Origin of the sequence: Amycolatopsis sp. NPDC005232 (assembly GCF_040607795.1) — a bacterium.
GTDB lineage: Bacteria > Actinomycetota > Actinomycetes > Mycobacteriales > Pseudonocardiaceae > Amycolatopsis.
In genome coordinates this window covers 222,249-248,289 of record NZ_JBEXHL010000004.1, presented here as the reverse complement: position 1 = coordinate 248,289, position 26,041 = coordinate 222,249, and the positions used below count along the sequence as shown (strand labels likewise).

The following is a 26,041-nucleotide window of genomic DNA, read 5'->3' as shown; positions in this document are numbered from 1 at the left end:
TCTTCCTGAACACCCACCACCCCGGCTTTCCTGGTACGACCGTGCCAGTGGATGCTGTGCCCGTGGCTACCGGCACCCTGGTCAGCAGTGCGCCCTCCGTGGAGCAGGGCGAGCTGATCACCTTCACCTACACGACGCCCCAGTCGTCGGTGACCCCGAAGAACTGGGTCGGGCTCTACTCCGACCCGGGCGGCGGTCCCGTCGACCAGTCCTACGTCGGCCCGTCGACGCTGTGGGAGTACACCCCGCTCGCGACCGGCACCGTCTCGTTCTCCACCGGCTCTCTCGGCCCCGGGAACTACGTCGCGTTCTACCTCGCGAACGACGGCTACGCCTGGCTCGCCGAACCCGTGCGCTTCGTCGTGCGCCCGACGCCGCAGACGCCGCCGCCCGTGTACCAGGGCGCGTTCGGGCGCAGCGGCCGCGGACCGTCGCAGTTCAGCAGCCCGGCCGGCCTCACGGTCGACGCACGGGGCCAGATCTGGGTCGCCGACACCGGCAACGACCGCGTGCAGGCCTTCACTCGCGACGGCCGGCTGGTGCGCGTGCTCGCCGGCCGGTTCAAGGCGCCGCAGGCCGTGGCCGTGGACCACGCGGGCAACGTCTACGTGGCCGACACCGGCAACAACCGCGTGGTCCAGTACTCCTGGTGGGGCGGCTTCGCGCGCGAGTACGGCGCCGGCAAGCTCGACAACCCGCGTGGCGTCGCCATCGACACCGCGGGCCGGCTGCTCGTCTCGGACACCGGCCACCAGCGCGTGGCCCGCTTCGACACCCATACGGGCAAGGCGCTCACCGACATCACCGAAAAGGTCAGCTCGCCGCAGGGCATCGTCAGCGACGGCGCGGGCGGCGCGTGGATCGTGCAGAACGGCCGCGCCGCGAGCGGCAGCGTCGCGGTCGTGCACTACTCCGGCGACGGCAAGGCGATCGGCTCGATCGGCGGCGGCCAGCACAGCGAGTTCGGCGGCCTGTCCAACCCCGCGGGCGTCGCGCTCAACACCCAGGGCGACGCGTACGTGACCGTCCCCGACTACGGCTGGGTCGCGCAGTTCCGCACCACCGGCCCGTACCGTGCCGAGTTCGGCACCGACGGTCCCGGCGCCTTGAGCTTCCCGCTCGGCGTGGCAGTGGACGCCCAGGGCCGCATTTTCGTGGCGGACACCGGAAACGATCGTATCGTCCACTTTGGAGTGAGAGCGTGAGCGAGTTCACCCGGCGCCGGGTTCTGGGCGCTGCCGCGGCCGCCGCGGCCGCCGCCGGATCGCTCGCGCTGCCGGCGAACGTCCGCAAGGCGCTGGCCGAGCCCGCGCGCCGGCCGGGGCGGCTCGAGGACATCGAGCACATCGTGATCCTGATGCAGGAGAACCGCTCGTTCGACCACTACTTCGGCACCATGGACGGTGTGCGCGGCTTCGTCGACCCGCACGCGTTGAAACTCGCAGGCGGCAACTCCGTCTTCCAGCAGCCCTACAGCGGCCACCCGGACGGCTACCTGCTGCCGTTCCGCTACAACACGCGCGAGACGAGCGCGCAGGCCACACCCGGTCTCCCGCACGACTGGACCGACCAGCACACCGCGTGGAACAACGGGAAAATGGACCGCTGGATCGAGGCCAAGGGTGCCAAGACCATGGCCTACTACGACCGCGACGACATCCCGTTCCACTTCGCGCTCGCCGAGGCGTTCACGGTCTGCGACCACTACCACTGCTCGGTGATCGGCCCGACGAACCCCAACCGGCTCTACATGTGGACCGGCTGGATCGACCCGCACGGCACCGCCGGCGGACCCGCGAACACCAACTTCATGTCGTCGGACAACCCGGCGCTGTCCTGGAGGACCTACCCGGAGCGGCTCACCGAGGCCGGCGTTTCCTGGCGGATCTACCAGGAGGAGGACAACTACGACGACAACGCGCTGGCCTGGTTCCGCCAGTTCGCGGACGCGCCGAAGTCGTCGCCGCTCCACAAGAACGCGATGGTGAAGAAGTCGGCGGGCTGGTTCGAGCACGACGCCCGCAACGACAACCTGCCCGCCGTTTCGTGGCTGGTGGCGCCCTCGGCGCAGACCGAGCACCCGAACTGGATGCCCGCGGCGGGCGCGCAGTACATCGCGTCGAAACTGGACGCGATCGCCGCCAACCCGGACGTGTGGGCCAAGACGGCGTTCATCCTCACCTACGACGAGAACGACGGGTACTTCGACCACGTCGCCCCGCCGACCCCGCCCGCCGGCACCCCGGACGAGTTCGTCGGCGGCGTGCCGATCGGCCTCGGGTTCCGCGTGCCGACCGTGGTGGTGTCGCCGTGGACGGCCGGCGGGTACGTGAGCTCGGAGACGTTCGACCACACGTCGTTGATCCGGCTGCTCGAAGCGCGGTTCGGCGTGCGGGAGCCGCACATCAGCGCTTGGCGCCGCCGTACCGTCGGTGACCTGACGTCGGCGTTCCGGTTCGACCGGCAGCCTTCGCGCTACCCGCGCGACAACCGCGCGTTGCACTACCCGGCGACGACGGCGGACCTGCTGCAGGCGCAGGTCCAGGTCCGCGACAACCCGGCGCCGTCGGTCCCGACAGGGCCGCAGTCGATGCCGAACTGAGCTGCGCTACTGCGCTGGGCGGCCGAACTCTCCGTAGCAAGTCTCGCCAGAGAGCAGGGCTTGATGCGCCAGTGTCACGCGCCTGGACTTGGACGGCCGCAGCCGTGGCCTGGCCGCGTCCAGGTCCAGGAACTCGAAGCCGCCGAGCTCGTCGCCGGCCGGGTCGATGGCCCGGATCTGCGCGTGGCTGAGGGTGCCGCCGTCGAAGATCAGCTGCAGGCTGTCGCGCCAGACGCCGTGCGTCGGCATCCAGTCGACGAGCAGCAGCCGCCCCAGTTTGAGCTCGAGGCCGAGCTCCTCCCGGACCTCACGGTGGCAGGCCGCGAGCGGGGACTCGTCGTCCTCGACCATGCCCCCGGGGATCTCCAGGAATGGCTTGTAGGTCGGGTCGACGAACAGCACCCGGCCCTGATCGTCGCGCACGAGCGCGCCGGCGGCGACGTTCTTCCGGGGCAGCCGCCCGGAGATGCCGGGGTTGAACTCGGCCTCCGGTTCGCCGTCGGCACGCAGGTCTTCGGCGAAAACGGCCCGGTCGCCGCGGTGATGGGGCTGTTCGTCGGTCACGGTGCCTCGCCGGCCAGGAGCGCGCCTCGGCCGGCGGACGCTGCTACGCGTTGATGATGCCCTAGGCAGGCCGCGATCAGTTCTTCGAGATCGCGGCGACCGCGCGGACCACCGCGGTGCAGCGGTTCTCCACGTACTCGAGCCCGCCCTCCTCCGCGATGCGCTTCGCCTCGGCGGAAACGATGCCCTGCTGCAGCCACAGCGCTTTCGCACCGATGGCGACGGCGTCGGCCGCGATCCCCGGGGCCTCGGCGGCCGGGCGGAAGACGTCGACGAGGTCCACCGGCTCCGGGATGTCCTTCAGGGACCGGTAGACCTTCTCGCCGAGCAGCTCCGTGGCCGACGGGTGCACGGGGATGATGCGGAAACCGTGGGCCTGCAGCGTGGCCGGCACCCCGTGCGCGGCCTTCGCCGGGTCGCGGCTCAGGCCGACCACCGCGACCGTCGTGGCGTTCGCGAGGATTTCTTCAGGTTGCATGTCGATTGAACGCCGTTCGAAAGAGGAGGATTCCGCGTCAGCCGATCTTCGAGCCGTACATCTCACCGAGGTCGTCGGCGATGAGCTCGATGCGCGCACCGTCGGGGTCGGTGAAGTAGATGGACGTGCCGCTCTCCTCCAGGTACTTCACGCCTGCCTTGTCGAGGCGGTCGCGCGCGCCGGCCCAATTCTCCGGCGTCAGCGAGAGCGCGAGGTGGTGCAGGCCGCCGAGGACCTCCGCGTACGGGCCGAGGTCGAGGCCCGGCAGGTCGAAGAAGGCGACCGCGTTGCCGTTGCCGACGTCGAAGAAGAAGTGGCTGGAGCCGGGGTAGTCGCGGTTCTCGATCAGCTCGGTGAGCGGGAAGCCAAGCACGTCCTGGTAGAAGTTGATCGTCCGCTCGACGTCACTGGAGAGCAGCGCGGTGTGGTGGATGCCGCGGCCCGCGGTCGTGGGCCGGACGGCGGCCGGGTGGAGGTGCTTGTCCCGCAGCTGGTCACGGGCTTCGGTGAGCTTCGCGACGTCTGTCTCGGTGGGTGCCATTTCCGGTCACGTCCTCTCTGGGGCTGATGCTTCAAAACCTACTCTTCAAATCTCTCGCGCGCAAGAAGTTTCTGCGCGAGAGACTGTGGCGTGCCGTCCAGTGGAACGAACGCCTTGGCCGGTGCCGGCCGGTCCGGGAGAGTTCGACGGCGTGGAGCACCTGCGCGAAGTCGTCGACAGCCTGGTCCGGGCCCACGAACGGCGAGAGCCCGTCGAGCCGTTCGCGGGTGGGACGGCCGAGGACGCCTACCGGATCCAGCTCGAGCTTGTGCGCCGCTGGGTCGAGGCAGGCGACGTCGTGCGCGGTCACAAGGTGGGGCTCGCGTCGGCCGCGATGCAGCGGCAGATGGGCGTGGACCAGCCCGACTACGGCCACCTCACCGCCTCGATGTTCCACCTTGAACACCAGCCCATCCCAGCGGGCCTGTTCCTGCAGCCGCGGATCGAGCCGGAGATCGCGTTCGTACTCGGCGCGCCTCTGCGTGGGCCGGGTGTGACGGTGGCCGACGTCGTGCGGGCCGTCGACTTCGTGCTGCCGGCGCTGGAGATCGTCGACTCGCGCATCCGCGACTGGCGCATTTCGCTGTTCGACACGATCGCCGACAACGCCTCGTCCGGCGGTGTCCTGCTCGGCAGCCGGCCGACGGCCCTGGCTGACGTGGACCTGCGGCTCACCGGCTGCACCCTGCACGTGAACGGCACGCTCGCCGCGACCGGCGCCGGCGGCGCCGTGCTGGGTTCGCCGGTGAATGCGCTCGTGTGGCTGGCCAACACCGTCGGCCCGCTCGGCGTGACGCTGGAGCCGGGGCACGTGGTGCTGCCGGGGTCGATGACGCGCGCGTTTCCGGTGGGGCCGGGGGACACGGTCGTCGCGACGATGGCCGGGCTCGGCAGTGTGACCGCGGTGTTCGCAGCCGAGGAGGACGCGTGCTGTTGACGGACGAGATGCTCACGGCGCCCGTGGTTCCCGTGGCTGCCCGGATGCGGGTGCAGCCGGTGCTGGTTTTCCGGCTGGTTCAGGGTGTGGTCGGTCCCGGGGTGACCGCGCTCGAAGCCGTCTCGCGTGTGTATGGCGGCGTTGCGCTGCTCGACGACGGTGCCGTCACGGCCGTCCGGCTCGGCCCCGTCGGGATCTCGCCGGACGGACTCGACCTCACGCTGGAAGCCGTGCTGCTGGAAGTCGACGGCCAGATCGTCGACACGGCCACGGGGGCCGCGGTGGGCCACCCGGCGCAGGCGCTGGCCGGTGTCGACGCAGTGGAAGGTCTGCTCGTGATGACCGGTGGCCTCACCGAACCGGTCGAGGTCCGTCCCGATTCCCGGCTGGCCGCGCACTTCACGCACCTGGGTGTGATCACGCTGTAACCACTGATCTTGTCCACTTCGGACGGTGATCAGGCCTGTGCCGCCACCCGCGCGATGCCGTCCAGCACGCGGGGCCACACGGGTTCCGGCAGGTCGTGGCCCATGCCCGGGACGACGTCAAGGTCTGCGCGCAGGGCGCGGGCCGTGGCGCGGCCGCCGGAGACGTGGACGAGCGGGTCGCGCGCGCCGTGGATGACGAGTGACGGGAGTGTGAGGCGGCGCAGGGCAGCCGTGCGGTCGCGGGTCGAGAGGATCGCGGCGAGCTGGCGCGCGGCGCCGCCTGGGTTGACGCCGCGGTCGAAGGTGCGTTCGGCGCGTTCGCGGATGCGTTTCTCGTCGAAGGGGTAGCCGGGGGAGCCGATGAGTCGGAACGTCTTGACCAGCAGCTCGACGTACTCCTCGCGGCTGCGCGGCTGCGGCGCCAGCATCGACGCGGCCGCGCGCGGGCTCGGGTGGCCGATCAAGCGGCTGCCGGTGGTGGACATGATCGACGTCAGCGACCGGACGCGGCCCGGGTGCCGGATGGCGAGCGTCTGCGCGATCATGCCGCCCAGCGACGCGCCGACGACGTGGGCGCGCTCGATGCCGAGGGCGTCGAGCAGGCCGGCGGTGTCGTCGGCCATGTCGGCCACCGAGTACGGCGCCGCGCGCAGAAGGTAGGCGCGCACGACGTCGGCGCGCCCGGTCATGCGCTGCGAGCGCCCGGCGTCGCGGTTGTCGAAGCGGATCACGCGGAAGCCGCGGCCGGCGAGCTGCTCGCAGAAGTCGTCGTCCCACCAGGTCATCGGCGCGGCGAGGCCCATGATCAGCACCAGCGGCGGGGCCGTCGCGGCGCCGAACTCCTCGTGGCAGAGGGTGACGCCGTTGGCCTGGGTGGTCGACTCGCTCATGCCCCTTCTTACCGCGTACGTACGTAGCGGGCGCGGAGGAACGGGCTGAACTCCGCGGCGTCGCCCATCTTCACGTCGATCTCGTGGGTGAGTGTGTCGCCTTCCGGCCGGAGCCGATGCCTCGCGACGCCACGCGGGGTGCGCTTCTCGAGGTGAAGGGTCCCTTCGCGCCACCCGCCGCGCCCGGGCTCGCCGGGCGGGAAGCCGTAGCTGTCGAAGCCGTACCAGAGCGTTTCCTGCGTGGCCGGGTCGACGGTGAAAACGTTGTGGCCCAGGAAGTCGCTGCCGTCCTCCCGCGTCTGGACGTACTCCTGCACCACCGCGAACCCGTCCAGCGCGGCCCGGTACTCGGCCTTCGCTTTTGCCGTCGACGCGGGCGCCCAGGGCGAGGCCTCGAGCTCCTCGACCCCGGCCCAGTCCCCGACCAACGCGCTCAGCGCCTCGTGCGCCTCGCCTCTTCGTGGCATCTCCATGCCGTTCTCCCTTCGACAGGTGCCTGTCAATATGGGACGCTAGCACGCATGACCGACCGGGCGCAGCGCCTCACCCAGCTCGTCAACGACGTCTTCCTGACCAACGGCACCCTCCTCGCCACCGGCGATGCCCTCACCGCCCCGGTCGGCCTCACCGCCGCCCAGTGGCAGGTCCTCGGCTTCCTCGAAGACGGGCCCACCACGGCCGCCGACCTCGCCCGCCGCCGGGGCTTGCGCCGGCAGAGCGTGCAGGAAACGGTGAACCGCTTGCTGCGCAACGGAATGCTCACCCGGGCGCCGAACCCCGCTGACGCCCGCGCGCCCCTGCTCCACCTGACCCCTGCGGCGCGGAAGGCCCTTCGTGAACTGGAGACCCGCCGCGTCCGGTGGGCCGACGCCGTGGCCGCCGGGTTGTCACCCGAAGACCTCGAGATCACGCTGCGCACGCTCCACCGCCTGCGCGAGCGCCTCACCGAGGTGAAAACCGGTTGACCACCCCAGCCCCCACCCGGTTGAGTACCGCCCAGCACCCTCACGAACGGAAAGAAGGTGGACGCCATGTTCGGCTACTCGATCACGCGTTCCCACCTCCGGCTGAGGGTGCCGAGGGCCTGACGGGAGCGCGGAACTCCCGGAAGGAACCTCATGACCGATCTGGTCGTGCGCCCGCTCGTCGCGGGTGAGGAACACCTGTTCACCAATCTCCCTGCAACCCAGTGCGTGGGCAGCGCCCTGCTCGGGCGGGACTACGAAGAAATGGCCCAACACGGCGAATACCGTCCCGAGTGGACCTGGATCGCCGCCCGAAACGGCAAACCCGTGGCACGCGCGGCCTGGTGGGCGCGCAAAAACGACGAAGCGCCCCTTGTCCTCGACTGGTTCGACTTCACCGACTTCGACGCCGGCGTGGAAGTCCTCCGCCAAGCGCCGTTCCGTGCCGAGTACTCCCTGACCGTCCCGCCCGGCTGGCGTGCCGACCCAGCAGTCAAACCCGAGGTCGAAACCCGGATCGAGGCCGCGGAAGCCGCGGGGATGGAGGTGCTCGTCGAGCGCTACCGCTACACCTGGACCGTCGCCGACGGCCTCCCGCAACGACCCCGTCGCCTCGAGTTCCGGGCAGAGCCGCAAGACGACAAGATCCTCGAGGTCTTCCGCCGCGTCCACCAGGGCAGCCTCGACGCGCATGTCCGCCGCACCACCGCCGAGCACGGCCTCGACGCGGCGGCGCAGGAAGACCTCGACCTCCTCCGCCGGCTCCCCAGCCCGCGCGACTGGTGGCGCCTCGCGTACACGCCCGAAGGCGACCTTGTCGGCCTCACCATCCCTGCTCGCAACCCGACGGTCCCGATCGTCGCGTACGTCGGTGTCGTGCCGGAGCAGCGTGGCCATAACTACGCCTACGACCTGCTCGTCGAGGCCACGCACGAGCTGGTCGGGCACGGTGCCGAGACGATCGTCGCCGCCACGGACGTCACGAACAAACCCATGGCGGCGGCGTTCGCGAAGGCCGGGTATCCGGTGAAGTACCACCGCATTGATCTGGTGTGAGCGGCGGACCGGCGTTACCCTTCTCGCTAGAGCGATCTATCAAATCGCAGAGGGGGCGATCGGCAATGCCTGACCGAGGTCTCACCGCACTCCGCGTGATCCTCGCGTTCACGCTGCTCACGACCACGTTCCACTACGCGCACAACGTGATCCGCGCGCAGGACTACCCGCAGATCCCGGGGATCCCCGTGCTCGCGGCGCAGATCGTCGTCGGGTTCGGCTGGGTGCTGTTCACGGGGTTCGGGCTGGCCGGCTACCGCTACTACGTCCGGGGGCGGTACTGGCGCGCGCTCGGGTTTCTGCTGGTCTGCTCGCTGGGTGGCCTGGTCAGCGCGGGTCACTTCCTGGTCGGCGTGCCGCAGATTCCGGCGTTCTGGTTCGCGACGATCTTCACCGACACGGCGGCCGCGATAGCGTTGTGGCTCTTCGTGTCCTGGGCGGCGGCGCAGCTCAACCGGGTGAGTATCGCCGATCAAGCGTCTACACAACATTGACGCTAGTCAGCAATATGTAGACAATCAGGGAGTGACCACCACCACGACTGTGACGTTCGAGCGCCACCCGGACACCTACCGGCACTGGAAGCTCGACGTCGACGGCGAGGTCGCCTGGCTCGAGATGGACGTCGACGAGCAAGGCGGCCTCGTGCCGGGCTACGAGCTGAAGCTGAACTCCTACGACCTTGGCGTGGACATCGAGTTCTACGACGCCACGCAGCGCCTGCGCTTCGAGCACCCCGGCGTCAAAGCCGTGATCGTGACGAGTGCCAAGGACAAGGTGTTCTGCGCCGGGGCCAACATCCGGATGCTCGCGTCGTCGGCGCACGAGTGGAAGGTGAACTTCTGCAAGTTCACCAACGAAACCCGCAACGGCATCGAGGACGCCACCGAGTTCTCCGGTCAGCGGTACCTGGCCGCGGTCAACGGGAGCTGCGCGGGTGGCGGCTACGAGATCGCGCTCGCGTGCGAGAAGATCCTGCTCGTAGACGACAACTCGTCGACGGTCGCGCTGCCCGAGGTGCCGCTGCTGGGCGTGCTGCCCGGCACCGGCGGCCTCACGCGCGTGGTCGACAAGCGCCGTGTGCGCCGCGACCTCGCCGACGTGTTCGCCACGCGGTCGGACGGTGTGAAAGGCAAGACCGCCGTCGACTGGCGGCTGGTCGACGAGCTCGTGCCCCGCGTGGGGTTCCGCGAATCCGTGCTGGCCAGGGCTCGAGAGCTGGCCGCCGAGTCCGAGCGCCTGCCGGGTGACCAGGGCGTGCGGCTCACGCCGCTGAACCCCGAGGTCACCGACGACGGCATCAAGTACCGCTTTGTCGACATCACCTTCGACCGCCCCGCCTCGATCGCGACGATCACCGTCCGCGGCCCCGAGGGCGAACCCGGCGACCTGCACGCCGAGGGTGCCGACGGCTGGCTGCTGCGCCTCACCCGCGAGCTCGACGACGCGATCCTCCGCTTGCGCGCCAACGAAACCGAGCTCGGCACCTGGGTCCTGCGCACCGAAGGCGACCCGGCCGGCGTCTTGGCCCACGAGCAGCAGGTGCTCGGCGCGAAAGACTGGCTGAGCAACGAAATCCTGCACTACTACAAGCGCACGCTGAAGCGTCTCGACGTCACCAGCCGCACGCTCATCGCGCTCATCGAGCCGGGCAGCTGCTTCGCAGGCGTGCTGCTGGAGCTCGCGCTGGCCGCCGACCGTCAGTACATCCTGGACGGTCCGCCCATCGACGACGAAGACAGTGAAGAACGCGCGTCGATCACCTTGTCGGAAGCCAACTTCGGCCCGTTCCCCATGGGCAACGGCCTCACCCGCCTGCAGTCGCGGTTCTACGGCGACGACGACCACCTCGCGTGGCTCGTGCGCGAGCGCGACCACGCGCTGACGCCGGCCGAGACCGTGGAGCTGGGCCTGGTCACCGACGCGCCGGACGACCTCGACTGGGAGGACGAGATCCGGATCGCGCTGGAGGGCCGCGCCTCGCTGAGCCCCGACGCGCTCACCGGGATGGAGGCGAACCACCGGTTCGTCGGCCCGGAAACGATCGAAACGAAGATCTTCGGCCGCCTCACCGCGTGGCAGAACTGGATCTTCACCCGACCTAACGCCTCTGGTCCCGAAGGCGCGCTGCGCCGCTACGGTACGGGCCAGAAAGCGATCTTCGACAGGAAGCGGGTCTGACCGAGATGCCCGAGCGGATCGACTACGACGCCAAGATCCCCAACAACGTCAACCTCGCCGACGACCGGAGGTTGCAGCGGGCGCTGGAAGGCTGGCAGCCGAAGTTCATGAACTGGTGGGGCGAGATGGGTCCCACCCTGCAGACGCACGGCGTCTACCTGCGCACGGCCGTGAGCGTCGGGCGTGAGGGCTGGGCGCACTTCGACCACGTGAACGTGCCCGACTATCGCTGGGGCATCTTCCTCGCCGAACGCGATCCCGACCGGCGCATCGCGTTCGGGGAACACAAGGGCGAGTCTGTGTGGCAGCAGGTGCCCGGTGAGTACCGCGCCGACCTGCAGCGCCTGATCGTGATCCAGGGCGACACCGAGCCGGCGTCGGTCGAGCAGCAGCGGCTGCTGGGCCTGACCGCGCCGAGCCTGTACGACCTGCGGAACCTGTTCCAGGTCAACGTCGAAGAGGGCCGGCACCTGTGGGCGATGGTCTACCTGCTGCACGCGTACTTCGGCCGCGAAGGCCGTGACGAGGCGGAAGGCCTGCTGCTGCGCAACTCCGGCAGCCCCGACGCGCCGCGCATCCTGGGCGCGTTCAACGAGGAAACGGCCGACTGGCTGGCCTTCTTCATGTTCACCTACTTCACCGACCGCGACGGGAAGTACCAGCTCGGGACGTTGAAGGAGTCTTCCTTCGACCCGCTCTCGCGCACGTGCGAGTTCATGCTGAAGGAAGAGGCGCACCACATGTTCGTCGGCACCACGGGTGTCGACCGCGTGGTGCAGCGGTCCGCGGATCTCATCCGCGAGCACGACACGCTCGACATCGCCTCGCACGGTGGTATCCCGCTCGACATCATCCAGCGGTACCTGAACTTCCACTACACGGTGTCGCTCGACCTGTTCGGCAGCGAGACCTCCACGAACGCCGCGAACTACTACACCGCGGGTCTCAAGGGCCGCTGGCAGGAGACTCGCCGCAAGGACGACCACAAGCTCACCGAGGACAGCCGCGACCTCGACCGCCCCAACGGCGACGGCACGTGGACCTCCGACGAGCTGCAGGCCATCCTGCTGCTGAACCTCGACCTGCGCGGCGAGTACACGGCCGACTGCCAGACCGGCGTGAACCGCTGGAACAAGATCCTCGCGGACGCGGACCTCGACTTCCGCTTCAAGCTGCCGCACCCTGGTTTCAACCGCGACGTCGGCATAAACTCCGGCCACCACATCACTCCCGACGGCAACATCGTCGACGAGGCCACGTGGGAGGCCAGCCGGAGCCGGTGGCTGCCGACGACCGAGGATCTGACGTTCGTCCGCTCGCTCATGCACCCGGTGTACGAGCGCGGGAAGATCGCCAGCTGGGTCGCGCCGCCGAGGCAGGGCATCAACGGCAAACCGTTCGACTACGAGTACGTGCACCTCACCTAGAGGGGGCCCCATGAGCAGCGGGTTCAACGCCGCCGAGTACCTGCTGGCCCAGGGGCGTCCCGACGCACCCGCCGTCGTCTCCGCGCGGCGGACCCTGAGCTACGCCGAGCTGACCGACGAGGCCTACCGGGTCGCGTCGGGCCTGCGTTCCCTGGGAGTGCGCCCGGAAGAGCGCGTGATGTTCTGCATGGTCGACGACGTCGAGCTGCTCACGGGCATCCTCGGCACGATGCTGGCCGGCGCCGTCGCGGTGCCGGTGTCCACGATGGTCACGGGCCTCGAGCTGGGCAAGGTCCTGGCCGACTCGCGGGCGCGCGTGCTGTGTGTGTCCGGGGAGTTCGCTGCGCAGGCCGTCGGTGCGCTGGCGGCTGCGCCGGAGGTCACCGACGTGGTGCTGGACCGCGCGGAGGCGGCGGCGTTCCCCTCGGGTGTGGCCACGCACGCGTGGGCCGAATTGACCACTGTGGACGATGTGGACCGGGAACTCGCTCGCACGTGGGAGGATTCGCCCGCGCTGTGGCTGTACACGTCGGGCACGACGGGCCAGCCGAAGGGCGCGATGCACCGGCACGCGAGCATCCGCGCGGTGTGTGAGACGTACGCGCACTCCGTCCTGGCGACGACTTCGAGTGACCGGTTCCTGTCCGTGCCGAAGCTGTTTTTCGCCTACGGCTTGGGGAACTCCGCGTTCTTCCCGCTCGCCGCCGGCGGCACGACCTTGCTGGAACCGGCGCGGCCGACGCCGGCCTTGTTCGCCGCCCGCGCTCGCGCCGACAAGCCGACGTTGTTCTTCGGCGTGCCGACGTTCTTCGCCGGCGTGCTGGCCAGCGACGTGCCGGACGACTCGTTCGCCTCGGTGCGGTACGCGGTGTCGGCCGGGGAACCGTTGCCCGCCACCATTTTCACGCGCTTCCGCGACCGCTTCGGTGTCGAGATCCTCGACGGGATCGGCTCCACGGAAGCGTTGCACATCTTCCTGTCCAACCGCCCGGGTTCGATCCGGCCGGGCAGCACCGGCACCGCCGTGCCGGGCTACGCCGTGGAGATCCGCGACGAGAACGGCGCGCTCATCGAGGGCCCCGGGCAGCCGGGCGAGCTGTTCGTTTCGGGCCCGTCGACGGCGATGGGCTACTGGGCGCGGTACGAGACCACCAAGCGCGTGTTCCAGGGCGAATGGCTGCGCACGGGTGACAGCTACGTTCGCAACGAGGACGGCACCCTGACTTGCCTCGGCCGCTTCGGCGACATGCTGAAGGCGGGCGGGATCTGGGTGTCACCGTCCGAAGTGGAGGAACGGTTGCTGCAGCACCCGTCCGTCGCCGAGGCGGCGGTGGTGGCCGCGCCGGACGCGGACGGCCTCGACAAGCCGGTGGCGTGCGTCGTCGCGGCGCCCGGCTTCGCGGTGGACTCGGACGTGCTGATCGAGTTCTGCCGCGCGGGTCTGGCGGCGTTCAAGCGTCCGCGAGGTGTCGTGGAGCTGCCGGAGCTGCCGAAGACGGCGACGGGCAAGATCCGGCGCAATGTGATCCGCGACCAGGTGCGCGAGTCGCTGCTCGTGGTTCCCGCGAAACCGTGATCGACTGGCCGGCATGATCGACGGTCGCTTCGTGGTCGACGCCCACGTCCACACCCCCCGGCTGCCCACGCTCAAACCGGCCTGGATGGACTGGGCCCGCGACTTCGCCGGCACGTACCCGTGGCGCACGGTCTACGACGACGCGGGTTCGGTGATCCCCGCCGCGATGGACGAGCTGATGGACTCCGAGGGCGTCGACCGCGTGCTGCTGTTCTGCGAGTACAGCCCGCGCGCCACCGGCATCCAGCCGATCGAGGACAACCTGCCGCTGGTCGCGTACAACCCTGAGCGGTTTCGGTTGGTGGCCAACGTGAACCCGCACCTGCACCACCCGTTGCGCGACGAGGTGGCCCGCCAGCTGGACCTGGGCGCGGTCGCGCTGAAGCTCCACCCCGTCCACGGCGGCTTTTCGCCCGCGGACAAGGAGCTGTACCCCGTCTACGAGCTGTGCGCATCCGTCGGCGTGCCCGTCGTTCTGCACTCGGGCCTCTCGGTGTTCCCGGGCGCTCGCGCGAGCTTCGGCGACCCCGCCCTGCTGTCCGACGTGGTCGAAGACTTCCCGGCCGTGAACTTCGTCTTCGCCCACGGCGGCCGCGGCTGGTGGTACGACACCGCGGCCTTCATGGCCCAGTCGCGCCCCAACGTCTGGCTCGACCTCGCCGGCCTGCCGCCCAAGAAACTCCCGGACTACTACGCCCGCTTCGACCTCCTGCGGCTGGCCCGCAAGTGGATCTTCGGCACGGACTGGCCGGGCGTGCCGGGAACCGCCGTGAACGTCCGGTCGATCGCCGGGCTGGGCCTGCCGGAGGAAACGCTGGGGGACGTGCTGGCGGGTAATGCGCTGAAGCTGATGCCGGGGTTGAAGTAGCGCCACGTGCACCGGGGTGACCTGCGGATACGCGCAGTCGCCCGATTCGGCGGTCGTTCCGGTGATCGGGAGCCGGCAGGGGTGGTCAGTTCGTCTGCGTTTGCGGACGAAAGGACGTGGGCATGGCCGAGGACGGGGAGTTGCGCCGGATTTCGGAGCTTGTCGTACGCGTGGTGGCCGCCGACCCGGGGCTGCGCGGCGACGCGGAGGACGCGTGCCAGACGGCGTGGGCCGAGTTCCTCGGGCGGCAGGACGCCGTGCACGACCGCGCACGCCTCGGCGCCTGGCTGACCACAGTCGCCCGGCGCCACGCCATCCGCGCTGTCGGCCGGCGGGCGCGGTCGGCGGAGGTCGAGGCCGCGGTCGCTCCGGCAGGCGCCGAGTCTTCGGAAGTGGCCGCGCTGGACAACGACGTGGCCACCGCCCTGTGGCGCACGGTCGACAGCCTGCCGGATCGCCACCGACGGCTGGTCTGGCTGCTGGCGCATCGGCCGGAGTTGTCGGTGCGTGAGGTGGCGGCTGAGCTGGGGATTTCGCCGAACAGCCTGGGCAAGGTGCGGAGCCGGTGTCTTGCCGTGTTGAGGTATCGGCTCACTGCGCAGGGGTACACCTACCCGTGAGGGAGCCCGCCCGCCTGCGCAAAACCCCAGCTCAACAGCCCAAAATCAATCCAACATCTCATGCAGACACAAAACGTTCCCCTCCGAATCCGAGAACCACGCCGCCCTCTCGTGCCCCACCTGCGCCACGTGGTCGACAGTCTTCAGCCCCTCCACGTCGACATCCTGGAACCGCACCCCCTTCCGCTCCAGCACCGTCATCTCCGCCGGCAGGTCGACGACCTCGAAGCTCAACGCGGTGTTGGGGCTCTGCACCCCCTCGGGCATCAGCCGAAGGCCGATCGTCCCGGCCCCCGCGGCGAAGTACTGAGTCCCGTCCTCGCCGGTGGTCACCGGGGCGAGGCCGAGGGAGTCGGTGTAGAAGTGGGCGGCGCGCGTGGCGTCGGACACCGGGAGCATGGTGGTGATGGTCGAGTCGGTAAGCATGTCAGCAGCATGCGCCGACCAGGCAAAACGTCGGTAGGGCGCGTTTTTCAGCCGTTGGCCGAGCGCAGGGTGCGCATGGCGGCGGCGAGAGCCGCCGCGTCGTCGCCCAGGGGGGTCAGGACGATGTGGCGCAGGATTTCCGCGCAGGCCGAGCGGGCCTTCAGAGCCACGTCGAGGCCGTGCTCGGTAAGGGAGGCGAACGTGACGCGGCGGTCGTCCGGGCTGGGGATGCGGCAGATGAGGTCCGCGGCGACCAGGCGGTCGGCGACCTTGGTGAAGCCGCCGCTCGACAGCGCGGCCTCGGTGGCCAGACGGGTCATCGGCATGCGGTGGTCGGGCGAACGCACGAGCCTGATCAGGATGTCGAACGACGCGGGCGCGAGGCCGAAGCGATCGGCGATCTCGCCCATCAGCTTGTCCTGTGTCGCCAGGTAGCCCTCTATCACGAGGCCCCACCAGGTCACGATCTCGTCGTCGTCCGTGCGCGGATCAGGTGTCACGGCGCACACGCTACCGCACAGTCTCACCGGAATATATCTTGCGCGCGAGAGGTTTTGCGGGTTAGCGTTGAGCAACAGCACCCGAGGAGACCTGATGTCCATCAAAACGAGCGGGTTGCACCACGTCACCGCCATCGGCGGCAACCCGCAGCGCAACGTCGACTTCTACCTCCGGACCCTGGGGTTGCGGCTGGTGAAGACCACCGTCAACTTCGACGATCCGGGCACCTACCACCTCTACTACGGCGACCAGTCCGGCAAGCCGGGCTCGCTGATCACCTTCTTCCCGTGGTCCGACGCGCCCGCCGGCCGCCTGGGCACCGGCCAGGCGACGACCACGGCGTTCTCCGTGCCGGAGACCTCGCTCGGCTGGTGGCAGCAGCACCTGAAGACGCAGGGCGTGGAGACGAGCCAGATCCGCAACGCCGACAACGAGGAAACCCTGACCTTCCGCGACCCCGACGGTCTGCAGATCGCCCTCGTCGCGCACCCGCAGGGCGACCCGCGCGACCCGTGGGACACGAAGCTCGTCCCGGCGGAGAACGCCATCCGCGGCCTGCACTCCGTCACGCTTTCGGTGTCCAAAGAGGACGCCACGGCCGGCATGTTCACGGACGGCCTCGGTCTTTCTTTCCACAGCCAGGACGGCAACCGCTTCCGTTTCGAGGCGGGTGAAGGTGGCCCGGGCGCGCTCGTCGACGTGCTCGTGACACCGGAGACTCCGCGCGGCCTCGTCGCCACCGGCACCGTGCACCACGTGGCCTGGCGCGCGCCCGACGAGCCGACGCAGGCGGCCTGGCGCGAGGAGCTCGTGGACAAGGGCGTCAACGTCACGTCCATTTTGGACCGCCAGTACTTCCGCTCCATCTACTTCCGCGAGCCCGGCGGCACGCTGCTCGAAGTGGCCACGGACGCGCCCGGCTTCGCCATCGACGAGCCGCTGCTCGAACTCGGCCGCGCGCTGAAGCTCCCGCCGTGGCTGGAACCGCGCCGCGACGAGATCGAGCACATGCTGCCCAAGCTGAACCTCCCGAGCGAAAACAACCCGGAGCAGAAGTGAGCACCTTCGAGCACAAGTACGCGGAAGGCGAGCAGGACTTGCCCGTGCTGCTCCTGCTCCACGGCACCGGTGGCGGCCCCGACGACCTGCTCGGCCTCGCCCGCGAGCTGAGCCCCGGCTCGGCCACGCTCGCCCCGGTGGGCCCGGTGTCGGAGTTCGGTGCCGCACGGTGGTTCCGCCGGCTCGCCGAGGGCGTCTTCGACTACGAGGACGTCGTCAAGCGCGCCAACGACCTCGCCGATTTCGTCGAGGCGGCCAAGAGTGAGTACGACCTGAAAAACCGCCGCCTCGTCGCCGTCGGCTTCTCCAACGGCGCCAACATCGCCGCCGCGGTCACGCTCCTGCGTCCCGAAGTCCTCACGGAAGCCGCGCTGTTCTCCGGAATGTCCCCGGTCCCGCAACCGCCCGGCCACGACCTTTCGGGCACCCGCGTGTTCCTCTCCAACGGAGAGCAGGACCCGATGGCCCCCTTGGCTTCCACCGAGGAGTACATCCGCTTGCTCAAGGAGCGGGGCGCCGAAGTGACCACGCACCGCCAGCCCGGCGGGCACCAGATCACGCTCGACGGCGTCCGCGCGGCCCGGGAGTGGCTCGCTCGCTAGGGTCGAGCCCATGACTCCTGGGGCACTCGAACGTGCGACGAACCTGCTGAGCACCACGATCCTGTCCGACGGTCACAACGACCTGCCGTGGGAGCTGCGGCTGCAGGGTGGACCCGACCCCGCAGCCGCGGCCGCGGCGCTCGACCTGACCGTGCGCCAGCCGTCGCTGCACACCGATTTCCCCAAGCTGGCCGACGGAAAGCTCAGCATGCAGTTCTGGTCGGTCTACGTGCCGTGCCAGCTCGCGGGCGACAGCGCCGTGACCGCCGTGCTGGAGCAGATCGAGCTCGTGCACCAGCTCGCGCAGCGCTATCCCGACCGGCTGGAGCTCGTCACCACGGCCGACGAGGCCGAAGCCGCGTTCGCCGCCGGCAAGATCGCGTCACTGCTCGGCGCCGAAGGCGGCCACAGCATCAACGAATCCCTGGGCGTGCTGCGGATCCTGCGCCGCCTCGGCGTGCGGTACATGACGCTCACGCACAACTTCAACACCCCGTGGGCCGATTCCGGCACGGATGAACCGGCGCACGACGGCCTCACCGACTTCGGCCGCGAGGTCGTGCGGACGATGAACGAGATCGGCATGCTGGTCGACCTTTCGCACGTCGCGCCGAGCACCATGCGCGCCGCACTGGAGGTCAGCACCGCGCCGGTGATCTTCAGCCACTCGTCGTGCATCGCCGTGAACGACCACCCGCGCAACATCCCCGACGACGTCCTCGCGCAGCTGCCCGGCAACGGCGGCGTCGCCATGATCACCTTCGTGCCCGCCTTCATCTCCCCGGCCGTCTCCGGGTGGGACGAGCAGCTCAAGGCCGCGATGGCCGCCGCCGGCCAGGAGTTCCGCGACCTCGGGCAGCGCGGGCGCTTCGCCGAGGTGTGGGACGGGCCGCCCAAGCCGAAGGCGACCGTCGCCGACGTCGTCGCGCACGTCGAGCACGCACGCGAGGTCGCCGGCATCGACCACATCGGCCTCGGCGGCGACTACGACGGCGTCGGCACGCTCCCGGAAGGGATGGAAGACGTCTCGAAGTACCCGGTGCTGTTCGCCGCACTGATGGAACGCGGCTGGAGCGACGAGGACTGCGCGAAGCTCGCCGGCCGCAACTCGCTGCGGGTGCTGCGCGAGGTCGACCGCAAGCACTGAAACACCGGTACTCACCCGTTAGGGTTTCAGAACCGGCGATCGGCTGACCGCGGGCGGACAATCAGGGCATGTCCCACGCGCGAAGTGACCACACAACCGGGGGCGTGAACCCCGGGACCCCCGAGGTGCCGGCTGTCGAAGTGCCCGGGACCGATCCGATTCCGACCGATCCGACCACGACTTCCCCACCGACCAAGCCCGGCAAGCGCCCCACGCGGGTCAGCGGGGCCTGGATCGCGGCGGTCGTGGCCATCGTGCTGCTGGCGTTCCTGCTGGTGTTCATCCTGCAGAACCTCGACAGCGTCACGGTGCACTTCCTCGGCATGTCGGGCAGCCTGCCCATCGGCATCGCGATGCTGCTGGCGGCGCTCGGCGGCATGGTCGTGATCGCCCTGGTCGCCGGTGCTCGGATCATGCAGCTGAAGAAGGCGGGCCGGCGCGCCCGGAAGTGACCGGGCGTCGCCCGTCGTGAATGCCGCGGGCCGGCTGTGAAAGCCGGCGTCGTGACATCCCGCTCAGTGGCCTGTGCCCAAACCCTGACCGCAAACGCTTGCGGCCCCGCTTCACGCGATGACCGAGACCATCTCGAGCACCGTTGCGCAAACGCCTTCGTCCCCCTTCACCGCCACGCGGTCCTCGACGTCGGCGGGTTTCACCGTGCGCGTGCAGAGCCGCCAGAACGTGTCCGCATCCGTGGCCACCGAAGCCAGCGGGCTGCGTGAGGTCGGTGCGCCGCGGTCCAGAGTCCAGCCCTTCGCCGACGCGCGAGCGGTCCACTGGCCACCGCTCGAGCCCGTCACGGTGTAGCCGACCTGACGGCCGCTGCGGGCTTCGACGTCGCGCAGCGTGTGCGGCAAGGCGCGCATGAACGTGTCCACCACCGGCGCCCGGAACTCGGGATCGTCGAGCAGCGGCGCACCCACGGCTTCGCGGATCTGCTGCTGGTGGACCCACAGCTCGGTGTACTCACGCGCCACGTCGAGCCACCGCGGCGCCGGCTCCGGGCCCGCCCACGTGACGGGCCCGCCCAGTTCGTCGAGGTCGTGGCGCTTCCACATGTCGGTGAGCTGCGCCGTGCTGTCCACGAGCAGCGCGAACAGCACCTCGGGCGAGAGCCGGCGGCACGCGCGCACCCACTCGTCGTTGATCCGGTGCAGAAACGACGGGAACGGCTCGCCCTCGCGGGGCTCTTCGACGTGGTGGCCGTCGCGGTCCCGGGAAAGCCGCCCGAGCTTGTCGCCCAGGATGTGGGCGGCCACGTCGTGCACGGTCCAGCTGGGGCACGCCGTCGGCGCCGCCCACTGGCCGGCGTCGAGGTCCGTGAGCACGCTGACCAGGGCTTGTTCCTCGCGGGCGAACAGCGGGAGGACGTCGATCGGCGGTCCCCAGTGCGTCGCGGTCATGCGCGCCATCCAACACCACGCCAGATTGGCTACCCGCAGGTAGCATCAGCGCGGAACACGAGGGGAGCACGCCTGTGGACAGTCAGCGACCGAACGGCCGGGGCTCGGCTGAGGACGTGGCCAACCTCGCGCGCCGCGCCGGGCAGCTGGCCGGCTGGGCCGCGCGCGCCGGGTTCGGGCTCACGCGCAAGCTGCCCGGGCTCGACCAGGCCGAGCGCGGAATCCGGCAGGTGGAGCGCAGCCTGCTCAGCGAGCTTCGCCGTCGCCTCGACGAGGTCGACGACCCGTACCACGCGGCGCTCACCGCGGCGTCGGCCATGAACCGCGGTGACGGAGGCGGCCGCCTGGTCGAGTCCACCGTGACGCTCGTGCCCGCCCGCGAGCACGAAGAGCCGCTGCGCGCGGCGATGGCCGAGCTGCTCAACCACTCCATCGGCTTCGGCCGCGAGCGCGCCCGCGAGTACTTCTACGCGATCATCCTGCGCCAGCTCACGCCCGACGAGGCGCGCATCCTCGCCGCGCTGTCCGACGGTTCGCCGTTCCCCGCCATCGACGTCGCCGAGCGCACGAACCTCGGAGGCGCGGGCCGGATCATGCTGCGCAACGCCTCGACCGTCGGCAAGGCGGCCGGGGTGTCGCTGCCCGACCAGGTGCCCGGTTACCTCACGCGGCTGATCGGGCTGGGCCTCGTCGATCTCGACGAAGAGGTGCCGGCGCTGGAGACGCAGTACGAGATCCTCCTGACCGACGAGACCGTGCGTGAGGTGGAGAAGCAGGTGAAGCGGGTGAAGGTGATCCGCCGGACCGTGCACATCTCCCGGCTCGGGGCTCAGTTCTGGCAGGCCTGCGACCCGAGCTTCGGCTAGCGTGGGCGCGTTCCTTTCGGGCCTGCTCGACGACTTCGCCCGCCACTGGCCGCTCTACGTTTCGATCCCCGTCGTCGCCGCCCTCATCGGGTACGGCACGAAGCTCGTGGCGATCCGCATGATGTTCCAGCCCGTCGAGTTCCTCGGGATCAAGCCGTTCCTCGGCTGGCAGGGCATCGTGCCGAAACGCGCGGCGCGCATGGCGAGCATCGCGTGCGACACGATGACCGAGCAGCTGATCAAGCCGGCCGAGATCGTCGCGCGGCTCGACGCCGAGCGGATCGCGCGGGAGATCGAGAAACCGTTGCAGGCGGCGGTCGAGGACATCGTGCGCGAGGTCGCGGGCCACTACCAGCCGGGGCTGTGGGAATCGCTGCCGGTGGGCGTGCAGCGGCTGGTGATCCAGCGCGTGCAGACCGAGTCGCCGCACATGGTCAAGGCCGTGCTGGAGCTCATCAAGTCCGATGTGGACAGTGTGTTCGACCTCAAGGGCATGGTCGTCACCAGCCTGGTGAAGGACAAGCGCCTGCTCAACCGGATCTTCCAGGAGGCGGGCGAGCAGGAGTTCAAGTTCATCGCGCGCTCGGGCCTGGTGTTCGGCGGGCTGATCGGCGTGATCCAGATGGTGGCGTGGGTGCTGTTCAAGTTCCCGCTGATCATGCCGTTGTTCGGGCTCTTCACGGGCTGGTTCACCGACTGGCTCGCGCTGCGCATGATCTTCTACCCACTCGAGCCGAAGCGGTACTTCGGCGTGCCGTGGCAGGGCCTGTTCCTCAAGCGGCGCGCCGAGGTGGCCGAGGCGTACGGCGCGCTGATCGCCAAGGAGATCATCACGCCGCACAACGTGATCGAGGCGATCCTGCAGGGCCCGCTGTCCGACCGGGTGCTGGCGTTGATCCAGCGCCAGCTCGACGCCGAGATCGGCCGCGCGGCTAACGTCGCGAAGCCGCTGCTGGTGTTCGCCATCGGCAGCCGCCGCTACCAGGACGTGAAGTTCGCGATCTCCGAGCAGATCATGGCGCGCCTGCCCGACACGATGCGCTACATCGAGGACTACGCCACCGACGCGATGGACATTCGCAACGTGCTGGTCACCAAGATGAAGGAGCTCTCGCCCGAGGAGTTCGAGCAGCTGCTGCGCCCGGCGTTCCAGCAGGACGAGTGGATCCTCATCGCGACGGGCGCTGTACTCGGCTTTTGTGTAGGAGAGGGCCAAGTTCTGCTGCTGGAACACCTCGCCTCCTGAGTGCGCCGCTAGGGTGCTGCCGTCGGGACGGGACGTCGAGGGGTGCGGCATGGGCGAGGGAGCGGCTCCGTGGCCGCAGGAGATCCGGCTCGCGATGACCATGGTCGGGGGCGCGAGCCTGGCCGTGTGGATGAGCGGGGTGGCCGCCGAGACGTCGGCGCTGTTGCAGGCGTCGCGCTCTTCCGAGCCGAGTGGTGGGTACCGGAAGCTGCTCGACCTGCTGCGCGCGAAGGTCCGCCTCGACGTGCTCACCGGCACGAGCGCCGGCGGCGTCGGCGCGGCGGGGCTCGGGCTGGCAGAGGCGTTCCGGTCTTCGCCGGCGCCGTTGCGCGACGCGCTGGTGGCCGACGCCTCGCTGGCGAACTTGATCCGCGACCCGAAGGAGGCGCAACCGCGTTCGCTGCTCGACGGCGACCAGTTCCTGGGTTGCCTCGACGGCGCGTTCCGCGCGATCGTCTCCGGTGGCACGACGCCGGCCGAGGCGCCGGACGTGACGCTGCTGCTGCCCGGCACGATGATCGACGGTGAGACCGTGCGCTACGACGACGCGCTCGGCAACCTCGTGCGCGACACCGAGCACCGCATGCTGTTCCGCTTCGTCGGTCCACTGTGGAACAACCAGGTCACGGCGCCGCTCGCGCTCGCGGCGCGCTCGACCGCGTCGTTCCCCGGCGCGTTCGAGCTGGCGCGGCTGCCGGTCGGCCCCCGGGTCGCGGACCGGCAGCACCCGGACATGACGGACTACACCGAGCTCACGCGCTCGCACTGGCTCACCGACGGCGGCGTGCTCGTGAACAAGCCGCTGCGCCCGGCGTTGCGGGAGATCTTCGAGCTGCCGTCTTCGTCGGACGTGCGGCGGCTGCTGCTCTACGTGGTGCCCACCGTCGAGGCCGAGGCGGCCGCGGTGCCGGTGGATCCGGCGAACCCGCCGCTGCTGGGCGCGGCGCTGGCGAAGGTCGTCTCGACGGTGATCAACCAGACGATCAGCTCCGATCTGGAGGAGCTCACCGAGCACAACGACGCGGTGGTCGCCACCCGCGACACCCGCGTTTCCCTTGCCGCGCTGGGACTTCGCGGCGGCGAGCTGGTGGACCACCGCGTGATGGCGGCCTACCTCGACCGGCGCGTCGCAGAGGACGCGGCCGAGCTGGTGCGCACGGCCACGCGGTACTACGCGCTGTCCACTGTGGACAGCAAGGATCCGGGCTGGGCCAAGGGGATTTCGACGGAACTGCGCTCGGTGGCCGCCGACGGTCTCCGGCACGGCATGCCGGCGAAGGCGCCGGGAGCCGGGTGCCAGGTCGAGGACCTCGCCGCCTTCCGCACCACGGCGCTCGACGATTCGGTTGCCACGGGCCTGCAGCTGGTCAACGCCGCGTTCCACCTGTGCCCGGACGGACAGCAGGCCGCGACGCTCAACGACGTCCGCGCACGCCTGCACGCGGCGCGCAGCAAGGCCGCGCGGGGCATCCGCATCTCGCCGTGGGTGGCGAAACACGAACCGCCGACCGCGGGCACCTCGGCGGCCGACTGGATCGCGCAGCTGGCGCGGGAATGGGCTCAGCTGGGCAAGTCGGACGCGCTGCGCGAAGCGTGGCCCCTGGTCACGGGCGCGCTCCGCGACGCGGCGCCGGTGCTGCGGGAGCTGGCGAGCGACCCGCTGGCGACGGCGGCGGTGCTGAAGATGAACGGGCAGGCGCCGCCGCCGCAGACCGACGGGGCCAAGCTGGAGGCCGAGGTCGCCGGCGTGGTGGCCGACGCCGTCGACACCGTCACGACGCTGGTCGGCTGGTTCGGCCTGGCCGAGGACCCGGCTCAGGATCCGGCGCAGCCGGACGACCCGGCGCGCCAGGGCGACGCATCCCAGCGCGAGGTCACAGCGCAGCCGGAGGACGCAGCGCAGCCCACGGACCCAGCGCAGCTCGCGATCGCAGCGCACACCGAGGGCTTGGCGCTGCTCGCGATGGCGCCGCAGCACGCGGTCGCAGCGCGGCAGAAGGGTGCAGCCCAGCCCACGGTCGCAGCGCAGCCCGAGGACCCGGCGCGCCAGGGCGCCGCCGCCCATCTCGCCGTCGCGGCGCAACCCAAGGCCTCGGCGCAGCCGGTGGTCGCAGCGCAGCCGGCAGTCGCAGCAATGGCGGCGGACTCGGCCCAGCCCGAGGACCCAGCGCAACCCGAGGTTGCAGTGCAGCCCAAGAACCCGGCCCAGTCCCCCGCCCCGGCCCAGTCCGCCAACGACCACACCCTGATGTCGCGCCTGATCCTCCTGCACGTCGCCACCCGCGGCCTGCTCGCGCAACCGCCGTCGGTCGACCAGCGCGTGGACCTGGTGCAGGTCAGCGCCGATTCCCGCACGCTGCTCGACCTCGGTCGCCAGCGCGGCTGGGACAAGCTCACCGGCCTGCAGGCCGACTACTTCGGCGCGTTCTACAAGTCCTCGTGGCGCGCGAACGACTGGATGTGGGGCCGCGTCGACGCCGTCGGCTGGCTCGTGCAGTGCCTGCTCGACCCGCACCGGCTGCGGGTGCTGCGCAACGTCGTCGGCCCGGAGGCGTTCCGCGCCGAGGTGCGCGGAGCGTTCACCGCGGTCGGCTGGCAGCTGCCGAGCGTGGCCGACAACGTGCCGGCCGCCGACGTGCAGTCGCTCGTCGCGCAGCTCGGTGAGGAGCTCGCCTTCCTGGGTCTCGACGCGCAGCTGGCGGACGCGACGTTCAGCGACGACCTGCCGACCAGCCTGCCGGTGACGTCGATGGTGCTCGCGCGCGGTCGCCAGCTGGAGATCGCGCGCGAGGAGCTGCCGGTCGTCGCCAAGCAGGCGGCCGACGACGCGGCCGAGGGCAACGGCAAGCCGTCCGCGGTCTTCCGTACGGTCATGGCCACGCCGCCCGCGGACGACGCCGCGACGCAACGCGCGTTCCAGGCCTGCCAGGTCTCAGCCGAACGCTTCGAAGGCGAACGCGGCACGATGCTGCTCACCAAAACGCTCGTGAAGGCCGGCGCGACGGGCGTCAACGCCGCCGCGGGCGCCACCCGCGTGCCGACGTCGCTGCAGCCCGCCGCGAAGGTGGCCCAGGCGACCGGACGCAGCGCGTGGTGGGTCACGCAAGGCGCGTCGAAGCTCGGGCGCCCGTGGAACCTCATCGCGGCCGCCGTGACGGCCGTGGCGGGCCTCGTGCTCGGCGGCAACGGCGGCCAGGTGCTGCAGTGGGTCGGCCCGCCCGTGGCCGCGGGCGCGGTCGTGTTCCTCGTGGTGAGCCTGCTGACGCTGAAACGCACGTGGCGCATGGTGCTCACGCTGCTGTGTGTGCTGGTGGTGGCGGCGTTGCTGTTCGCGGCGTTCCTGCCACCGCTGGCGCAGCCGTTGTTCGGCTGGCTCGGCACGGTGGTCGCGGGCTGGCGCCGCAGCGAGGCGCCCGTGTGGTGGCTGCTCGTGGTGCTGCTGCTCGTGCTGCCCGCCGTGTGGACGCCGATCGCCGCACTGCGCCGCCGCACGCGCACCCGGAGTACTCGGCGCCAGGTCAAGGGCACCGGGATCACCCGCCGCACCTGAGTGGTCACGGCCGAGACGCGCCGTCTGGTCAGGGGCGGCGTTCATCCGTCTTGCGCCGAACCGCGTGACGCGTCATGGTCGGGGGAGTACAGGCCGCTCGCCACGGCG

27 protein-coding genes are annotated in these 26,041 nt (G+C 70.3%); 19 read left to right on the top strand and 8 right to left on the bottom strand.

Annotated elements, in window-relative coordinates; all coding sequences use genetic code 11:
• The first annotated feature begins 62 nt into the window (after positions 1-62).
• Together ABZU76_RS10650 and ABZU76_RS10645 are read left to right on the top strand one after the other, a co-directional pair.
• Positions 63-1,205: an NHL repeat-containing protein gene (locus ABZU76_RS10650; protein ID WP_354867264.1), complete on the top strand. Its 1,143-nt coding sequence runs from the start codon at positions 63-65 to the stop codon at positions 1,203-1,205.
• On the top strand, positions 1,202-2,602 hold the full coding sequence (locus ABZU76_RS10645) for a phosphocholine-specific phospholipase C (RefSeq protein ID WP_354867262.1): 1,401 nt from the start codon (positions 1,202-1,204) through the stop codon (positions 2,600-2,602). Before ABZU76_RS10650 ends, ABZU76_RS10645 begins: the two co-directional genes overlap by 4 nt.
• 6 nt (positions 2,603-2,608) lie before the next feature.
• Here the strand turns inward: ABZU76_RS10645 and ABZU76_RS10640 are convergent, their stop codons facing one another.
• The 3 genes from ABZU76_RS10640 to ABZU76_RS10630 all read right to left on the bottom strand — a co-directional run bounded on the left by ABZU76_RS10640 (position 2,609) and on the right by ABZU76_RS10630 (position 4,185).
• Positions 2,609-3,166 carry an NUDIX hydrolase gene (locus ABZU76_RS10640; RefSeq protein ID WP_354867259.1) on the bottom strand — a complete coding sequence of 186 codons (558 nt, stop codon included), beginning with the start codon at positions 3,164-3,166 and terminating at the stop codon, positions 2,609-2,611.
• Between the two features lie 76 nt (positions 3,167-3,242).
• The gene (locus ABZU76_RS10635; protein ID WP_354867257.1) at positions 3,243-3,644 is read right to left on the bottom strand and encodes a CoA-binding protein; all 402 of its coding nucleotides are present in this window, start codon (positions 3,642-3,644) and stop codon (positions 3,243-3,245) included.
• A gap of 37 nt (positions 3,645-3,681) precedes the next feature.
• Complete coding sequence (locus ABZU76_RS10630; protein WP_354867254.1) at positions 3,682-4,185, bottom strand: VOC family protein; 504 nt, start codon at positions 4,183-4,185, stop codon at positions 3,682-3,684.
• A 121-nt stretch (positions 4,186-4,306) separates the two neighbouring features.
• On the opposite strand from ABZU76_RS10630, the gene ABZU76_RS10625 reads away from it, so the two are divergent.
• Positions 4,307-5,122 carry a 2-keto-4-pentenoate hydratase gene (locus ABZU76_RS10625; protein ID WP_354867252.1) on the top strand — a complete coding sequence of 272 codons (816 nt, stop codon included), beginning with the start codon at positions 4,307-4,309 and terminating at the stop codon, positions 5,120-5,122.
• Positions 5,113-5,550 carry a hypothetical protein gene (locus ABZU76_RS10620; protein ID WP_354867249.1) on the top strand — a complete coding sequence of 146 codons (438 nt, stop codon included), beginning with the start codon at positions 5,113-5,115 and terminating at the stop codon, positions 5,548-5,550. The genes ABZU76_RS10625 and ABZU76_RS10620 overlap by 10 nt, the downstream gene beginning before the upstream one ends.
• Before the next feature lie 29 nt (positions 5,551-5,579).
• Here ABZU76_RS10620 and ABZU76_RS10615 read toward each other — a convergent pair whose 3' ends face one another.
• A complete protein-coding gene (locus ABZU76_RS10615; RefSeq protein ID WP_354867246.1) occupies positions 5,580-6,440 on the bottom strand; it encodes an alpha/beta hydrolase in 861 nt (286 codons plus the stop codon).
• Positions 6,441-6,448: 8 nt separating this feature from the next.
• On the bottom strand, positions 6,449-6,913 hold the full coding sequence (locus tag ABZU76_RS10610) for a DUF1579 family protein (protein WP_354867243.1): 465 nt from the start codon (positions 6,911-6,913) through the stop codon (positions 6,449-6,451).
• 48 nt (positions 6,914-6,961) lie between these two features.
• Here ABZU76_RS10610 and ABZU76_RS10605 point away from each other — a divergent pair, with 48 nt between their 5' ends.
• From ABZU76_RS10605 to ABZU76_RS10570, 8 genes are all read left to right on the top strand, one after another.
• Positions 6,962-7,405, top strand: a complete 444-nt coding sequence (locus ABZU76_RS10605; RefSeq protein WP_354867240.1) for a MarR family transcriptional regulator — start codon at positions 6,962-6,964, stop codon at positions 7,403-7,405.
• Between the two features lie 153 nt (positions 7,406-7,558).
• Positions 7,559-8,461, top strand: coding sequence for a GNAT family N-acetyltransferase (locus tag ABZU76_RS10600; RefSeq protein ID WP_354867238.1), 903 nt, complete (start codon positions 7,559-7,561; stop codon positions 8,459-8,461).
• A 65-nt stretch (positions 8,462-8,526) separates the two neighbouring features.
• Positions 8,527-8,955 (top strand): hypothetical protein, encoded by a 429-nt coding sequence (locus tag ABZU76_RS10595; protein ID WP_354867236.1) that lies wholly within the window; start codon positions 8,527-8,529, stop codon positions 8,953-8,955.
• Between the two features lie 31 nt (positions 8,956-8,986).
• Positions 8,987-10,642, top strand: a complete 1,656-nt coding sequence (gene boxC, locus ABZU76_RS10590; protein WP_354867233.1) for a 2,3-epoxybenzoyl-CoA dihydrolase — start codon at positions 8,987-8,989, stop codon at positions 10,640-10,642.
• Positions 10,643-10,647: 5 nt separating this feature from the next.
• Positions 10,648-12,069: a benzoyl-CoA 2,3-epoxidase subunit BoxB gene (gene boxB, locus ABZU76_RS10585; RefSeq protein ID WP_354867230.1), complete on the top strand. Its 1,422-nt coding sequence runs from the start codon at positions 10,648-10,650 to the stop codon at positions 12,067-12,069.
• A gap of 10 nt (positions 12,070-12,079) precedes the next feature.
• Entirely contained in the window at positions 12,080-13,645 is a 1,566-nt protein-coding gene (locus ABZU76_RS10580) for a benzoate-CoA ligase family protein (protein ID WP_354867227.1), read from the top strand.
• Positions 13,646-13,658: 13 nt separating this feature from the next.
• Positions 13,659-14,513 carry an amidohydrolase family protein gene (locus ABZU76_RS10575; protein ID WP_354867224.1) on the top strand — a complete coding sequence of 285 codons (855 nt, stop codon included), beginning with the start codon at positions 13,659-13,661 and terminating at the stop codon, positions 14,511-14,513.
• Between the two features lie 122 nt (positions 14,514-14,635).
• On the top strand, positions 14,636-15,133 hold the full coding sequence (locus ABZU76_RS10570) for a sigma-70 family RNA polymerase sigma factor (RefSeq protein ID WP_354867221.1): 498 nt from the start codon (positions 14,636-14,638) through the stop codon (positions 15,131-15,133).
• Positions 15,134-15,178: 45 nt separating this feature from the next.
• On the opposite strand, the gene ABZU76_RS10565 is transcribed toward ABZU76_RS10570, so the two are convergent.
• Positions 15,179-15,559: a VOC family protein gene (locus ABZU76_RS10565; RefSeq protein ID WP_354867219.1), complete on the bottom strand. Its 381-nt coding sequence runs from the start codon at positions 15,557-15,559 to the stop codon at positions 15,179-15,181.
• A gap of 47 nt (positions 15,560-15,606) precedes the next feature.
• Complete coding sequence (locus ABZU76_RS10560; protein WP_354867217.1) at positions 15,607-16,059, bottom strand: MarR family transcriptional regulator; 453 nt, start codon at positions 16,057-16,059, stop codon at positions 15,607-15,609.
• Positions 16,060-16,153: 94 nt separating this feature from the next.
• On the opposite strand from ABZU76_RS10560, the gene ABZU76_RS10555 reads away from it, so the two are divergent.
• From ABZU76_RS10555 to ABZU76_RS10540, 4 genes are all read left to right on the top strand, one after another.
• Entirely contained in the window at positions 16,154-17,119 is a 966-nt protein-coding gene (locus tag ABZU76_RS10555) for a ring-cleaving dioxygenase (protein ID WP_354867215.1), read from the top strand.
• A complete protein-coding gene (locus ABZU76_RS10550) occupies positions 17,116-17,721 on the top strand; it encodes an alpha/beta hydrolase (protein WP_354867213.1) in 606 nt (201 codons plus the stop codon). Before ABZU76_RS10555 ends, ABZU76_RS10550 begins: the two co-directional genes overlap by 4 nt.
• Before the next feature lie 10 nt (positions 17,722-17,731).
• The gene (locus tag ABZU76_RS10545) at positions 17,732-18,868 is read left to right on the top strand and encodes a dipeptidase (RefSeq protein WP_354867211.1); all 1,137 of its coding nucleotides are present in this window, start codon (positions 17,732-17,734) and stop codon (positions 18,866-18,868) included.
• A 104-nt stretch (positions 18,869-18,972) separates the two neighbouring features.
• Positions 18,973-19,320, top strand: a complete 348-nt coding sequence (locus tag ABZU76_RS10540; RefSeq protein ID WP_354867208.1) for a lipopolysaccharide assembly protein LapA domain-containing protein — start codon at positions 18,973-18,975, stop codon at positions 19,318-19,320.
• Positions 19,321-19,431: 111 nt separating this feature from the next.
• Here the strand turns inward: ABZU76_RS10540 and ABZU76_RS10535 are convergent, their stop codons facing one another.
• Entirely contained in the window at positions 19,432-20,280 is an 849-nt protein-coding gene (locus ABZU76_RS10535; protein ID WP_354867206.1) for a maleylpyruvate isomerase family mycothiol-dependent enzyme, read from the bottom strand.
• A gap of 65 nt (positions 20,281-20,345) precedes the next feature.
• Between ABZU76_RS10535 and ABZU76_RS10530 the strand changes: the two genes are divergently transcribed.
• The 3 genes from ABZU76_RS10530 to ABZU76_RS10520 are packed head-to-tail and all read left to right on the top strand — an operon-like array spanning position 20,346 to position 25,933.
• Entirely contained in the window at positions 20,346-21,137 is a 792-nt protein-coding gene (locus ABZU76_RS10530) for an Abi-alpha family protein (protein WP_354867203.1), read from the top strand.
• A 1-nt stretch (position 21,138) separates the two neighbouring features.
• A complete protein-coding gene (locus tag ABZU76_RS10525) occupies positions 21,139-22,383 on the top strand; it encodes a DUF445 domain-containing protein (protein WP_354867201.1) in 1,245 nt (414 codons plus the stop codon).
• Between the two features lie 49 nt (positions 22,384-22,432).
• Positions 22,433-25,933 carry a patatin-like protein gene (locus tag ABZU76_RS10520; RefSeq protein ID WP_354867198.1) on the top strand — a complete coding sequence of 1,167 codons (3,501 nt, stop codon included), beginning with the start codon at positions 22,433-22,435 and terminating at the stop codon, positions 25,931-25,933.
• The last annotated feature ends 108 nt before the right edge of the window (positions 25,934-26,041 follow it).

Coding starts and splice junctions, on each gene's coding strand:
- ABZU76_RS10635 (WP_354867257.1), bottom strand. CDS start 3,644: ATGCAACCTGAAGAAATCCTCGCGAACGCCACGACGGTCGCGGTGGTC.
- ABZU76_RS10535 (WP_354867206.1), bottom strand. CDS start 20,280: ATGGCGCGCATGACCGCGACGCACTGGGGACCGCCGATCGACGTCCTC.
- ABZU76_RS10610 (WP_354867243.1), bottom strand. CDS start 6,913: ATGGAGATGCCACGAAGAGGCGAGGCGCACGAGGCGCTGAGCGCGTTG.
- ABZU76_RS10570 (WP_354867221.1), top strand. CDS start 14,636: ATGGCCGAGGACGGGGAGTTGCGCCGGATTTCGGAGCTTGTCGTACGC.
- ABZU76_RS10595 (WP_354867236.1), top strand. CDS start 8,527: ATGCCTGACCGAGGTCTCACCGCACTCCGCGTGATCCTCGCGTTCACG.
- ABZU76_RS10615 (WP_354867246.1), bottom strand. CDS start 6,440: ATGAGCGAGTCGACCACCCAGGCCAACGGCGTCACCCTCTGCCACGAG.
- ABZU76_RS10580 (WP_354867227.1), top strand. CDS start 12,080: ATGAGCAGCGGGTTCAACGCCGCCGAGTACCTGCTGGCCCAGGGGCGT.
- ABZU76_RS10545 (WP_354867211.1), top strand. CDS start 17,732: ATGACTCCTGGGGCACTCGAACGTGCGACGAACCTGCTGAGCACCACG.
- ABZU76_RS10630 (WP_354867254.1), bottom strand. CDS start 4,185: ATGGCACCCACCGAGACAGACGTCGCGAAGCTCACCGAAGCCCGTGAC.
- boxB (WP_354867230.1), top strand. CDS start 10,648: ATGCCCGAGCGGATCGACTACGACGCCAAGATCCCCAACAACGTCAAC.
- ABZU76_RS10600 (WP_354867238.1), top strand. CDS start 7,559: ATGACCGATCTGGTCGTGCGCCCGCTCGTCGCGGGTGAGGAACACCTG.
- ABZU76_RS10605 (WP_354867240.1), top strand. CDS start 6,962: ATGACCGACCGGGCGCAGCGCCTCACCCAGCTCGTCAACGACGTCTTC.
- ABZU76_RS10520 (WP_354867198.1), top strand. CDS start 22,433: ATGGGCGAGGGAGCGGCTCCGTGGCCGCAGGAGATCCGGCTCGCGATG.
- ABZU76_RS10575 (WP_354867224.1), top strand. CDS start 13,659: ATGATCGACGGTCGCTTCGTGGTCGACGCCCACGTCCACACCCCCCGG.
- ABZU76_RS10555 (WP_354867215.1), top strand. CDS start 16,154: ATGTCCATCAAAACGAGCGGGTTGCACCACGTCACCGCCATCGGCGGC.
- ABZU76_RS10565 (WP_354867219.1), bottom strand. CDS start 15,559: ATGCTTACCGACTCGACCATCACCACCATGCTCCCGGTGTCCGACGCC.